Consider the following 12,294-nt stretch of genomic DNA (forward strand, 5'->3'; position numbering starts at 1 on the left):
GTGTAACCATATCGAAATACGATTTGCCAACAGACTGTGATTCCCATATTGTTGACGACCATGATCAGTTAAAACAACTCATCCTAAACATGATAAAGTCACAATGGTTGTTTGTGTGAATAAAATTGTCAACCGTTTGTAACATCAAGTGCATGATGACGCATGCCATTAATTTGAGGACTAATAGGGTCCGCTTGATTAGTTGGTTTTAACAATCCCACATGTTGTTACTTCCCATTTTAAACATCAGAAAACGCTATTTTTGATACGCTCAATTTAGCCGTGAGGTTGGGCCTGAAGGGGCTCAGTGGTGTCGTTTGGGTTATTCGGGGTTCTTTCCCGGATTACCCAAAGGCCGAGCTTGAAGACCTGGCACTTTCAGGGCTTACGTCGTGCCCACCACGTTCCAGCCCCTTCAGGACCAACCGGTAAGGCGGACATTTTCCACCATCCTGTCCTTGACTAAACGTAGGAAAGGAGCTTGGGACAAAACGCCCAAACTCCTTTTTCTTTTGGAAATTACCCATTCTTTTCGATTTGTTGAACCACGTAGTTCACGACCTTCAGGGAACTTAGCCCGTCGTCGATCGCACAGAACCGGTGGTAGAAGTCCATGAACTTCTGGTTGTGACTCATGTCCGGCGTCTGGAGTTTCTCACCAATCATGGTCAACAGTTCCGACTCGTCATGGGCAATGTCACCCGGCAAGTCCTTCTCGTAATCCAGGTAGAAGCCTCGAAGTTCATCCTTGTACATGTGGTAATCGTACGGGTAGAACAAGATTGGCCGCTTCAGGTAAGCGTAGTCGAAGAACACGGACGAGTAGTCGGTAATCAGCATGTCACTGACCAGGTACAGGTCGGAGATGCTCGGGTGGTTGGACAGGTCATACACGAAGTCCTCGTACCCACTGATGTCTAGGGCGTTCGAGATCAGGTAGTGCATCCGAAGAACCAAGACCGCGTCATCCCCGAACTTTTGCTTGAAGTCATCCAGAGAGAACGGTAATTCGAAGGTGTACTTCCCCTTCTCCGCGAACTGGTTGTCCCGATAGGTTGGCGCGTAAAGGACGACCTTCTTGTCCAGCGGGATCCCCATCGCTTGCTTTAAGGCCACGATATCTTCGGGTGAACTGTTGATCAGTTCATCGTTCCGCGGGTACCCGACCTTTAAGATCTGGTTGTTAAAGCCAAAGGCCGACCGGAAAATCTGCGTCGAGTAGTCGTTAGGTGAAACCAACGCATCCCAACGGTTGGCCTCCCGGACGAAGTTGGCGTGGTACTTGACCGTGGTGGTCCCGGGCATCGAGACGTTTTCGATGTCCAGCCCCAACTTCTTCAACGGCGTTCCGTGCCAAGTCTGAATGTACGTGACGTAGCTCGGCTTCTTGACCCAAGCTGGGAAGCGCGCGTTACTGATCCAGAAAGTCGCCTTTTCCAGCGTCCGGACCCACTTGGCCGTTCGCCGCACCACAAACGGAATCCCGTTTTGCTTACAGAACTTCTTCTGCGACCGGTCGATCGACCAGACGAACTTGAAGCCCGGATACAGTTGTGTGAAGAGTTGGTAGATGGCGTACGGCGAGTCACTGACCTGCCGTCCCCCGAAACTTTCGAAGATTAACGTTGGTTGGTCGTAAGCCCGGTGTCCGCGCTTAAAGAGCCGACGCATGTAGACTAAGTTGACCTTCTCCATCAAGACACTCAGCAGCTTCGTGGCACTCCCCGCCTTGCTTGGCAGGTGGCCTAAGCGTTGCGGTAAGCTCGGTGCCGCCATCTCACGAATCCGAATCCCGTTGTTGTAACGCTTCTCGAGGACCACCAGCCGGTGCTGGTCGGTAATGGTCTGGGTGACCTGTCCGGCTAAGGACTTCCCCAACACGACCCGTTGATCCAGATCTTGGCCCTCAAACGTTGAGCGGATGTACAACTCCTGGGTGCTGTTCGCCGCCAATTCGTTCAACGGAATCGTCGCACTGAATAGTCCGTGAAGCCCCATCTTGGCGATTGGCCACTCCGCAAAGCTCCCCGCACTTTCGTTCTTCAAGACCAGCCGCTGGTGTTCGATCCGCTGATTATTTAAGCGGTTGGGCCCCGTGATCTGTAGCTGGTTATCCTGTAAGTTGATGGCACTGATGGTGAACTCAGCGGCGGGTTGTTGCGTATGCAACTTAAAGAGCGCCATCCCGTTGGCGTCGCTGTTCAGTTGGTAGAAACTGGTCAGGGTCAGTTGGTGCCGGTCACTCAAGTATTCACTCTCGACCTGAATCAAGCCCCGGGTCACGTCCTGTTGAATATTCAGGTAGAGTTCCCAGCTGAACTCGCTCAGCTCGCTATTGGGGACCTGTAAATCGTTGGCGTCGATGCGCAACCGGACCACGCGGGAGTTGACCACCCGGGTGATTGGGACGGTCACCGTTGCCTGGGTCTGCTTCTCGAGGAAGGTCACCATCAGGTCGTCGAACGGTTCCGGCACGTCGATCAGTTCGAATTCCAGTTCTTGTAGGTTCTTTTTATGATGTAATCCAGATAAAATCGCACGCACGATGAGATAACTCCTTAGTAATTAAAGATCAGCTGGTGAGGCATCCGGGCCGACATGATCGGGTTCACGGCTAAATCAATGTACAACCGTGTCTCGGTGGTCATCACCCGGTCTAAGACCGTCTGATAGTAGGCAAATACGTCGGTGAAGCGGTGGTAAGTCGCGTAGACCAAAACCCCGTAATAGGTCTCTGGTGCGTTAATGACTTCCGTGTGGTCAATACCGTTGGCCGCTTCGGCGCGGGTCCGTTGCCGATGCGTCATATGCGCATCAATCACGGCCTGCTTGGCGTTACTAAAGGCCGTCTCACTCAACGCCGACGTACTGCCTAAGTTGTAGACGTGTTCGATCATTCGCTGGTGCCGGACGAACCGTAAGGCCGCCTGCCCCTGATTGTTCAACAGGTAGCTGGTGGTCGGGACGCCGCCCTCTAGGTGGGTGACGCCGACCACGTTACCTTGGGGGCCAAAGGTCTCGATCTGTGCGACTTGGTCTTCTTGGTAGAGGCGCAGGGCCATCGGCGTCTCGTCATTTTCTTGTCGCAACTCCGCGACCAAGTGCCCATCCTTTAAGTACCGTTTGACCTGTTCTTTCTGGTCCGCGAAGAGCCGTTGGTCGTAACCTGACAGGTCGACAGCGCCCCGCTCCTGGTCGGTCAGGGCCAAGCCCGGCATCTCAGCGACCATATCGGCTAAGGTCACCACCTCAATGTTCGCTAACCGAGCATCTTCTTGACCTAACCGCTGAATGAATTGCCGGACCGTCCAATTCTGCTCGAAATCAACCAAGGCGACCAAGACCTTTAACGGCACTTGGTACTGCGCGGCCTGCTTGAGTTGCTTGGTAAAGTTCGGCTTATGTAAGCCCTCCAGAGATGTCACTAAAAATATAATCTGCTGCACGGTGTTTGCCTCCATATTCGCGCCCTTATGAAAAAATCCCTAGTCGCTGACTAAGGATTGCCTCATCACGTTACTTGTCTTCCTTCCAGTCGTCAGAATCCGTCAGACCTAAATCGTGCTTGATCTTGGTCGTGGAGATGCCTTCCGTCCGTGGTAAGTAAACGACTTCACAGTAGTCCTTCAGGAAATCAAACTTGCCCTTCCAATCGTCCCCCATCACAAAGAGGTCGATGTTGTTTTCTTGAACGTCCCGAATCTTTTGGTCCCAGTTATTTTCTGGAATCACGTGGTCCACGTACCGAATCGCTTCCAAAATGTACTTCCGGTCTTCGTAAGACGTGTAGGCGCGCTTCCCTTTGATTGCGTTAAACTCATCGGTCGAAACGCAGACCGTTAAGTCATCGCCCATTTCCCGGGCCCGCTTTAACAACCGCACGTGTCCTTTATGAAGTAAATCGAATGTCCCATACGTAATTACTTTTTTCATTTTAAGTTGGGCGTCTGTCACTAACCTTAACGCCCATACCTCCTTTAGCTTTCGTCATCTAAATCATCAATTCCAGCCCGTGACGCACTTTCCTGACACCTGCGCTCGACTGGGCGGTTCTAGGCTAGATTGCGTTCACGAACGCTCTAGCCGCTATTCTTCGCCACCGGCCACCAGGTTTCGGCCAATCGGCGGCCGGCTGGTGGTCAACAGGTGAAAAAATCCAATAACAAAATAAATAGTAGCATATTCAGCGGTCACGTCAACTTATAACCGCAAACGTTAGTCATTTCTTGAGAATCTCGCGGTCAGACGCCACGGGATGTTCCAGTTGCCAGATGGAATAGAGGTACTGGACGATGGTCTTGACCACCGCGTACAGCGGAATCGCCAAAATCATCCCCAGCAGTCCCGCGATATTTCCCGCCGCCAACAGGATAATGATAATCGTTAAGGGGTGAATCTGCAACGACCGGCCAATGATGTTGGGATAGACCAGGTTGCCGTCCACTTGCTGGACGATGACCACCACCACGATCACGTAAATAACCATGTTGGTACTGATGGTGAAGGCCACGATGATTGCCGGTAGGATTCCCAGGTAGGGCCCCACGTACGGAATCAGGTTGCACAGGCCCGCAAAGACGCCCAACAGCAACGCGTACTTCTGACCGATCACCATGTAGCCCACGCCCGTAAAGGTTCCCACGAACAGGCACTCGACGATTTGACCGCCAATGTAGCGGGCAATCGTGCTGTTCATGCGCTTCAATAGCTCCATGGTCTGGTCGGCGTGCTTGGCCGGCAGCCATTTACGAATCGCCGGCATCAGCTTCTCCCCGTCCTTGAGCATGTAGAACAGCATGACCGGGACCGTCACGGCCGTAACCGTAACACTGGTCACCGTCCCAATCAGGCTGCCGATTCCCGTGGTCAGTCCGGTCACGAACGTCTCAGCGTACTTGCTGAAGGCCGCTTGAATCTGGTCGAGGTACTTGGTGAAGTCGATCTGCTTAAGCCACGGGTGTCGCGCCGCGTCCTGCAAGACCGCTTCGGTCGACCGGGCGAAATCGGGAATGTTGCCAATCAGGTTGGTCACCTGCGTCACCAACCGGGGCACCACCCAGGCCGCCCCGTACGCCAGAACCGCCAATAACAGCACGAAGACCACGGCAACGGCCCCCGTCCGGTTGAAGTGGACCCGCCCCCAGTGAACGCGCTCTAAGAGGCGGACAATGGGGTTCAGCAAGTAGAACAGAATCCCGGACAATAAGAGTGGCGTGAAGACCGTGGAGAGAAACACCCCAATCGGTGAAAACAGGAAGCTGATCTGCGTGCACACCCAGATCAACGTCGCTACAATCAACAGTTCTAGCGACCAAAAGATCAGTCGTGAATCGTTAGCCCACTTCACTGCGCACACCTCCTTCAAAAAAAGGAGCCAGCCACGATGGACTGGCCCCTAGTGGTACGGAAGACAACTCTTACTGGTCCATGCCGACCTTCCTAATGGGAACGCCGCAAGAGCTCTTGGTAACGTTGGTACCATAGATCAACGTACGCCTGGGAAAACGGGCCCTTATGGTGATTGATCCAGTCGACCAACGTCAACACGTTTGCCTTCAAGATCCGGTCCGTTTCTGGTCCGTAATGCCAGCGGTGGCTGAAATCTTCATACTCATCAACGTCGAGTAAGCGTTTCTCGCCATCCGGGAACACCTTAACGTCCAGGTCGTAGTCAATGTACTTCAACGCTTCTTTGTCCAGGACATAGGGGGATGCCAGATTACAGTAATACGACACGCCGTTGTCCCGAATCATCGCCACGATGTTGAACCAATAATGCTTGTGAAAATAAACGATGGCGGGTTCTCGGGTCACCCACCGACGCCCGTCGTCCTCAGTGACCAAGGTATGGTCATTGACGCCGATCAGGGCGTTTTCGCTTGTTTTGAGTACCATGGTATCGCGCCAAGTTCGATGCAAACTTCCATCATGCTTGTAGCTTTTGATCGTAATGAAGTCGCCTTCCTTAGGTCCTCTAGCTTCGCGCGTCATGTCTAAACCCTACTTTCTAAGTAACGGGTAACTTTAAAAAATTCATTCAATATTATACCAGATTCAAGGGTATTAATGAATACCTTTCCCGTAATCCCAATAAAGACATTGGGGTTCCGTTCGGATTTTTGGTAAACTAAAGAAAAAATGAGGTGACTAACATGGCACAAGCATCCCTAGCAAGCTTCGAACCCCTGATTCCTAAAGTCGCCGACCTCCTGGCCGACGACCCGACCCTTCAGGCGTTCTTCCAGAACCTGACCCCCGGGTACCAACGCGAATGGGCCCGGTTCATCTTCGGGGTCAAAGCCCAAGCGACCCAGCAACGACACATTGTCAAGATGCGCGAAGTCTTCCAAGCAGGCTACAAATCTAAACGCGCCTACGATAGCCGGCCCAAAGCTTAGGCTTCCCCCGGTGGTTCATCAAAAAGGTCCCGCTCCCGTCAAATGACAGTAGCGAGACCTTTTTTCGTAGGATTCCTATTTACTGGTTAGTTGTCCCGCTTCCAACATGTTCCAAATCTGCACGGCAGGCGTCTGGGCTAGTTGATTCTGCCGGTAATAGTTGGTCAAAAGAACCACACCGTCTTGACCATCCTTGCTCAGTAAAGCCGTGGCTTCGTAACCGTAAGCTAGGCCGTGGACCCGAATATAACCGGGTTGGATGTAATCGCCACCCCCATAGGTGGAAGCACTCCCCGGCGTTAACAGCGTGTTCACGTCCGCTTGTGGGTACAGCTTACCTTGTAACATGTTACGTTCACCCAAGTACAAGTCGCGTGCCGACATGTAGACTTGACCGGTCCCGAATTGGTAGTACATCGACGTCCGGGATTCAAAGTACCGGTGGGCGTAGTTCGGCACCACGTCACTGACGTTTTGGTTCTTGTACCCCAAGGCTTCATCAGCTTGGTGGTTCATCTTAAAGACGAAGCCCGTATGGGTCAGCCCCCACGGTTGAATGATATTTTCCGTGAAGTACTGCCGGTAACTTTGCCCGCTGACTTGCTGGATGATCCCCGCAATCAGCATGTAGTTCACCGGTGAATACTCCCAGCGGCCAATCTTGCTGGGCGTACTGATCACGTGTTGTAACACAAACTTGATCATTTGATTTTCATTGGTCAGCTTATTTGGGAAGGCTTCTAGGTACAAGCCACTCTTCATGTCCAACATGTCCCGCAGCGTGATCTCCTGGGCCCCCGTGATTTGCGGGTAGTACTTGGCCAACTTATCCGTCAAGGCCACCTTATTCTCCGCGACCAGCTTCATCAACAGGCCCGCCGTAAAAGACTTCTGTACCGAAGCCAACTGGTAAACGCTGTTGGCGTTATTCTTCCGCTGCAGGGTCGCGTCCGCGTACCCGAAGCCCTTTTGGTAGATGGGCCGGTTCTGGTGCACCACGTAAGCCGTGCCCACGAACCGGTTAGCCCGCAAGATGGCATCGATTTTACGCGTAGCCGCCGTTGTCTTGATCTTCGGCGTGGCCTTGCGCTTGGGCTGGGCGCGCTTCTTGGGCTTGACTTGACTCACGGAACTACTGCTGACCTTAGCGACCTTGACCGGGTCACTCTGCGCCTGACTGTTCATCCAATACATTAACCCACTGCCCAGTCCTAAAGCTAGGACTAAGGCGACGACAAAAATCCCCACTTTTGTCTTCATTTTAGACTCCCCCTGTCTACGTTACATCGTTCAATCACGTGAACCCAATTCTGGCGCTAAATTGGTCGTGCCACCAGCTTTAACGTCTCGTGATGCGCCTACGCCAAGATTACGCGTCTTGGGTATCCAGCTGTTCTAACCAACCGTCGATATCATCTAAGCCAAACCCCTTGCGATACAGGGCCTGCTTGGTCTTATAGCGCCGATCGGACGTCCCCAACGTCCGATACTTATGCCAGAGCTTCTCCCCCTGCTTCGCGAGTAACGCCTGCTGTTGCGCCGGATCGGGTTCCAAGCCCAAATCCGTAACCCACTGCTGGGCCTCATCGCTGGCAAAGCCCCGGGTAATCAGTCCCTGGCGAATCTTCTGTTCCTGCGTGTGGAACGCTTGGCGCTGATAGCGCTTCGCCAACTTCTGGGCGACCGCCATCCCCACGGTACGCCGTTCTTCGGCGGTGTAGAGTTGCAACGCATCGTCCAGTGGTTGTTCTAAGACGCCCTTTTGCCGGAGGTGTTGGCGGATGACCCGCGGGCCCTTGTCTCCGGTCCGCATCATGGTCCGTACGTAACTCGCGGCGTAATGAGCATCATCCACCAGGTGTAATTCCGCCAACCGGTCGATGGTCGCATCGATGGTCTCAGGCGGGATCTCCAGGCTCGCCAACTTGGTCCGGACTTCCTTTTCCGTACGCAACTGCTGGGACAAATAGTCCAACGCGCGGTTATACGCCTTGGCCACGTCGTCTGCGGCGGTCAGCTTGGCTTCCAGGGCTTGGTCGATCTCCATGCCCTTGAACAGTTGGAAGTCAATCAGAACGTTCTCACTGACCGGAAACGCGTAGTGACCGTCGACATAGATGTTATATCGCCCGGCGCGTTTCTGGGCTTGAATCATGGTAATTATGGCCATTTTTTCTTCCTCCTGTATGGTCACCTGCTATTCTAGCAGGTTTCAGATTCTAGGGTCTGCTGATGACCCGTTATTGGTTAGCCGATTAACCCTTCGTTGGAAACAGCATGGTTCGCTCAAAAGGTTCCTAGTCACGATTCCTCTAGCCTGCTATAATTAATGGCAATCATGACCAATCCAAGGAGGAACTGCTATGTTGCGTGCCCACGTGGTTTTTGCCACCATCACCGGTAACAACGAAGACGTTGCCGACATCGTGACCGAAAAACTAGAGGACCTGGGGTGCCAGGTCACGGAAACTGAAATCTCTCAAACGGATGCTGCGGCCTTTCAACAGGCCGATATCTGTGTGGTCTGCCCTTACACTTACGATGAGGGCTCCCTCCCCGAAGAAGGACTCGACTTTTACGAAGACCTGCCCGGCTTAGATCTGTCCGGTAAGGTCTTCGGGGTGGCGGGCTCCGGCGACACCTTCTACGGCGAGAACTACAATACGTCCGTCGATAAGTTTGCAGCCGCTTTCGCCCAAACGGGGGCTAAGGCGGGGGCTACTAACGTCAAAATCAACTTGGAACCCGACCAGGATGCCATTACTCAGCTGGATGCCTTTGCGACCCAGCTGGTCCAAGTAGCGACGCGTTAACCTCCAGCTCCCCCACTTTAACACAAACGCAATGGGACGACTGACGGGTAATGCTAAAGATTTTACAACGATTCAGCCCACTCAAGAGATGACAAACGGTCACGACTTATTGGTCGCGACCGTTTTTTTAGGCTCTGTTCAATCATTTTTCGGCTTTATGCGCGCGGCGGCGTAATAACGTCGGCAAGGCCGCCTGTTCCTCCGCCGGACCATCGACCAGCTCTTGAATCGCGGCGTTCAGGACCGCCCCGAACATCAGGATCATCCCCGTAAAGTCCAACCAAAACATTAACACGATGAAGGTCCCAATGGTCTTGTAACTATCGATATTGTGGGCAAAGTACTTCAAATACAACGAGAACGCTTGCGAGAGGAGTAACCAGCCGACCGTCGCAGTCAACGCCCCGGGCCAAACGAACCGCCACTTTAACCGCGCGTTGGGCACGAAGAAGAAGAGGATCATCAGGATCAGGAAAGTTACCACGAACGTCACCGGCCACTTCAAGGCGTTGACGTAGCTCAAAATCTGCGTGGGCAGGTTAAAGATGGGCGTCAGCTGTTCCAAGATGACCTGGCTAAAACTAAAAACCAGCATCAAAGCGAACATCACTAAGATCAACCCGACCATCCAGAAGAAGGCCGCAATACGGTTGACCATGGCGTTCTGGTTCCGCGCCACCCCGTAGGCCCGGTTCACGGTCCGTTGAAAGGCCGCGACCGCCCGGGAAGCTGACCAGATTGCGACGACTACCCCAATGGATAGGACGCCGCCACTCTGGCCATTCAGAAAGGAATGGATGATGGGCCGTAACATCTGGTAGATACTGGACGGCACGATGGGTTCCAACCCCGTCAGCACCGAATCCGTATCCACCTTGAGGTAGGGTAAGAGACTCCCAATTACCAGCAACGCGGGGAACAACGATAGCAACAGGTAGTACGCCAGGACCACTGCCGAATCGGATACGTTCGCCATCTTATAGTGGGCCAACACCGTGGTCACCACCCGCTTCAGCTGTTGCCACCGATTCCCTTTAGTCACGGTCAGCCCCCCTTTGGTTAAAATGATCCGTAGTCTTCGGCAAACTTAAGTGTGCCGATCATCTTCTCGAGTGTCTTGCGACTGAACCGGACCCGCTTAGCTTGCCGGAACGTTTCGATAAAGGTCGCTAAATCGTGGTAGTTGGCGACCGCCGTACAATTATAGGCATCGCGTGGATTCAGCTTGGTCTTGTTACCGACCACTAGTGAGTTACTGCGGTCGTAGCGGTCATAGTAGTTGTAGTAGACCAGTGGTTTCACAAAGTCGATAATCCGGTCGTTCTTGTTCTCCAACTGCTTGTGCATGGTAATCTCACTGTTGATGTACCGGACCAGTAGCTTAGAAGACAGTTCCGCCTGCGTCGCCGGGTTGCTGATCCCCGTATGTAGCGTGACGGACCGCTTATCACGCCCCTCTTGTTCCAGGCTCAGCGTGTACCCCTGAGTCAGTGACTCATTCTCCTCCGATAAGTTCGGCAAGAAGAACCGGTCCAACTGATTGGTCAACGCCTTGGTGGGGTCCTTCTCTCGACCTCGCAAGTTCACCGCGGAAAAGGCCGACAGGCTCGACGAAAAGATCTCGTCGGATAGGTCGTGGAAGATCATGCCCCGCCAATACTTACTTTCAACGTTGATTACCCCGAACGAGGTGACCAACAGGTTATCGATCTGCATCACCCGCCAGGAGTCCCCGTCGTTCATCTCTTGTGTCACGGGGTTCTTCACCTTGTTCGCAAAGTGGACGTTCCGCAGAATCTTATAGTCAAACCGTTCGTGATGCTTCAGTGCGTTTTGGTGAATCCCCCGCATAATTTCTGATAATTGTTCGGTCGTCTTAATCTCGGCCCGGTCGTATGCCGTCTCAGCCATTCAAATTGCCCCCATTAATTTTTCGTCATCTTTTTCTGAATCGCTTGTAAAATGTATTCCGCTGCGTGACCATCGCCATAAGGGTTCTTGGCTTGGGCCATCCGGTCGTAAGCTGCTGGGTCGTCCAGCAAGGTCTCCATGGCCTGTGTGACCTTCTTGGGATCCGTTCCGACTAGCTTCAGCGTCCCACTCGTGACCCCTTCCGGCCGCTCCGTGGTGTCCCGCAGGACCAGCACTGGTTTGTTCAGAGACGGGGCTTCTTCTTGCACCCCACCAGAATCGGTCATGATCAGGTAGCTACGCGCCGCTAAGTTGTGGAAATCAACCACGTCCAGCGGTTCGATCAGGTGAATCCGGTCCATCCCGTCGAGCTCCTGATGTGCGACCTTTTGGACCGCTGGACTCAAGTGCACGGGATACACCACTTCAACGTCATCGTGGGCTTCCACGACCTGCCGAATCGCGTGCAGAACGGCGTGCATGGGCGCCCCCTGGTTCTCTCGCCGGTGCATGGTCAATAGGATCACCCGGTGACCGTCTTGGACCTCGTCCATCACCGCATGGTGGTAGTCGGCGTTCACGGTCTGCTTCAACGCATCGATCGCCGTATTCCCAGTCACGTAAATGTCATCATCCGGATGAGCCTGCTTCAAGAGGTTCTGCCGGGACAATTCCGTCGGCGCAAAGTACAGGTCACTTAAAATATCCGTTAATTGCCGGTTCATTTCTTCCGGGTACGGCGAATATTTCTGCCAGGTCCGTAAGCCCGCCTCCACGTGCCCCAGCATGGTCTGGTGATAGAAGGCGCTGACACTGGCCGCAAACGTGGTGGTGGTATCGCCGTGGACTAAGACGATATCCGGTTGCACTTGGTCTAACACTTGGTCCAAATGGTCGAGTACCCGCGTTGTGATGCCGCTTAGCGTCTGGTTGGGCCGCATGATGTTCAGATCATAGTCCGGGTGAATGTGGAAGATTTCAAGCACCTGATCCAACATTTCCCGGTGTTGGGCCGTGACCACCGTGACTGGCGTGAATTCCGCCGGTCGCTGCTGCATTGCTAAAATGATGGGGGCCATCTTGATGGCTTCTGGCCGGGTCCCAAAAACGGTCATTACTTTTATGGGTTTTGTCATGTTTTTCCTCCGTTAGATATGATTACCGTTAATTAT

The 12,294-nt window shown here is 53.3% G+C and carries 12 protein-coding genes; 2 read left to right on the top strand and 10 right to left on the bottom strand.

What is annotated here, in order from left to right:
- Window positions 1–519: 519 nt before the first annotated feature.
- The 5 genes from FD30_RS07955 to FD30_RS07975 all read right to left on the bottom strand — a co-directional run bounded on the left by FD30_RS07955 (window position 520) and on the right by FD30_RS07975 (window position 5,991).
- Complete coding sequence (locus FD30_RS07955) at window positions 520–2,544, bottom strand: CDP-glycerol glycerophosphotransferase family protein (RefSeq protein WP_024748097.1); 2,025 nt, start codon at window positions 2,542–2,544, stop codon at window positions 520–522.
- Between the two features lie 14 nt (window positions 2,545–2,558).
- Window positions 2,559–3,446 (bottom strand): hypothetical protein, encoded by an 888-nt coding sequence (locus FD30_RS07960; protein WP_056944582.1) that lies wholly within the window; start codon window positions 3,444–3,446, stop codon window positions 2,559–2,561.
- Window positions 3,447–3,516: 70 nt separating this feature from the next.
- On the bottom strand, window positions 3,517–3,933 hold the full coding sequence (gene tagD / locus FD30_RS07965; RefSeq protein ID WP_024748095.1) for a glycerol-3-phosphate cytidylyltransferase: 417 nt from the start codon (window positions 3,931–3,933) through the stop codon (window positions 3,517–3,519).
- A 286-nt stretch (window positions 3,934–4,219) separates the two neighbouring features.
- Window positions 4,220–5,347, bottom strand: coding sequence for an AI-2E family transporter (locus tag FD30_RS07970; protein ID WP_056944583.1), 1,128 nt, complete (start codon window positions 5,345–5,347; stop codon window positions 4,220–4,222).
- 92 nt (window positions 5,348–5,439) lie between these two features.
- Window positions 5,440–5,991, bottom strand: coding sequence for a DUF402 domain-containing protein (locus FD30_RS07975; protein ID WP_024748093.1), 552 nt, complete (start codon window positions 5,989–5,991; stop codon window positions 5,440–5,442).
- Window positions 5,992–6,152: 161 nt separating this feature from the next.
- Here FD30_RS07975 and FD30_RS07980 point away from each other — a divergent pair, with 161 nt between their 5' ends.
- Window positions 6,153–6,398 carry a YdeI/OmpD-associated family protein gene (locus FD30_RS07980; RefSeq protein ID WP_056944584.1) on the top strand — a complete coding sequence of 82 codons (246 nt, stop codon included), beginning with the start codon at window positions 6,153–6,155 and terminating at the stop codon, window positions 6,396–6,398.
- Between the two features lie 75 nt (window positions 6,399–6,473).
- Here the strand turns inward: FD30_RS07980 and FD30_RS07985 are convergent, their stop codons facing one another.
- Window positions 6,474–7,658 carry a serine hydrolase domain-containing protein gene (locus FD30_RS07985; protein WP_056944585.1) on the bottom strand — a complete coding sequence of 395 codons (1,185 nt, stop codon included), beginning with the start codon at window positions 7,656–7,658 and terminating at the stop codon, window positions 6,474–6,476.
- Between the two features lie 109 nt (window positions 7,659–7,767).
- Window positions 7,768–8,568, bottom strand: a complete 801-nt coding sequence (gene recX / locus FD30_RS07990) for a recombination regulator RecX (protein WP_056944586.1) — start codon at window positions 8,566–8,568, stop codon at window positions 7,768–7,770.
- Window positions 8,569–8,761: 193 nt separating this feature from the next.
- Here recX and FD30_RS07995 point away from each other — a divergent pair, with 193 nt between their 5' ends.
- A complete protein-coding gene (locus FD30_RS07995; protein ID WP_056944587.1) occupies window positions 8,762–9,211 on the top strand; it encodes a flavodoxin in 450 nt (149 codons plus the stop codon).
- A 142-nt stretch (window positions 9,212–9,353) separates the two neighbouring features.
- On the opposite strand, the gene FD30_RS08000 is transcribed toward FD30_RS07995, so the two are convergent.
- Genes FD30_RS08000 through wecB form a run of 3 tightly spaced genes read right to left on the bottom strand, consistent with a single transcriptional unit; the run spans window position 9,354 to window position 12,258 of the window.
- A complete protein-coding gene (locus FD30_RS08000; protein WP_056944588.1) occupies window positions 9,354–10,259 on the bottom strand; it encodes a YihY/virulence factor BrkB family protein in 906 nt (301 codons plus the stop codon).
- An 11-nt stretch (window positions 10,260–10,270) separates the two neighbouring features.
- A complete protein-coding gene (locus FD30_RS08005) occupies window positions 10,271–11,122 on the bottom strand; it encodes a nuclease-related domain-containing protein (RefSeq protein ID WP_024748087.1) in 852 nt (283 codons plus the stop codon).
- Window positions 11,123–11,136: 14 nt separating this feature from the next.
- Window positions 11,137–12,258: a non-hydrolyzing UDP-N-acetylglucosamine 2-epimerase gene (gene wecB, locus FD30_RS08010; RefSeq protein WP_056944589.1), complete on the bottom strand. Its 1,122-nt coding sequence runs from the start codon at window positions 12,256–12,258 to the stop codon at window positions 11,137–11,139.
- Window positions 12,259–12,294: the final 36 nt, after the last annotated feature.

Source organism: Levilactobacillus namurensis DSM 19117, assembly GCF_001434785.1.
GTDB lineage: Bacteria > Bacillota > Bacilli > Lactobacillales > Lactobacillaceae > Levilactobacillus > Levilactobacillus namurensis.

What these genes read in the sequence shown, in the direction of transcription:
- tagD (WP_024748095.1), bottom strand. Translation starts at nt 3,933, where the DNA reads ATGAAAAAAGTAATTACGTATGGGACATTCGATTTACTTCATAAAGGA.
- FD30_RS07995 (WP_056944587.1), top strand. Translation starts at nt 8,762, where the DNA reads ATGTTGCGTGCCCACGTGGTTTTTGCCACCATCACCGGTAACAACGAA.
- recX (WP_056944586.1), bottom strand. Translation starts at nt 8,568, where the DNA reads ATGGCCATAATTACCATGATTCAAGCCCAGAAACGCGCCGGGCGATAT.
- FD30_RS07975 (WP_024748093.1), bottom strand. Translation starts at nt 5,991, where the DNA reads ATGACGCGCGAAGCTAGAGGACCTAAGGAAGGCGACTTCATTACGATC.
- FD30_RS07985 (WP_056944585.1), bottom strand. Translation starts at nt 7,658, where the DNA reads ATGAAGACAAAAGTGGGGATTTTTGTCGTCGCCTTAGTCCTAGCTTTA.
- FD30_RS07980 (WP_056944584.1), top strand. Translation starts at nt 6,153, where the DNA reads ATGGCACAAGCATCCCTAGCAAGCTTCGAACCCCTGATTCCTAAAGTC.
- FD30_RS08005 (WP_024748087.1), bottom strand. Translation starts at nt 11,122, where the DNA reads ATGGCTGAGACGGCATACGACCGGGCCGAGATTAAGACGACCGAACAA.
- wecB (WP_056944589.1), bottom strand. Translation starts at nt 12,258, where the DNA reads ATGACAAAACCCATAAAAGTAATGACCGTTTTTGGGACCCGGCCAGAA.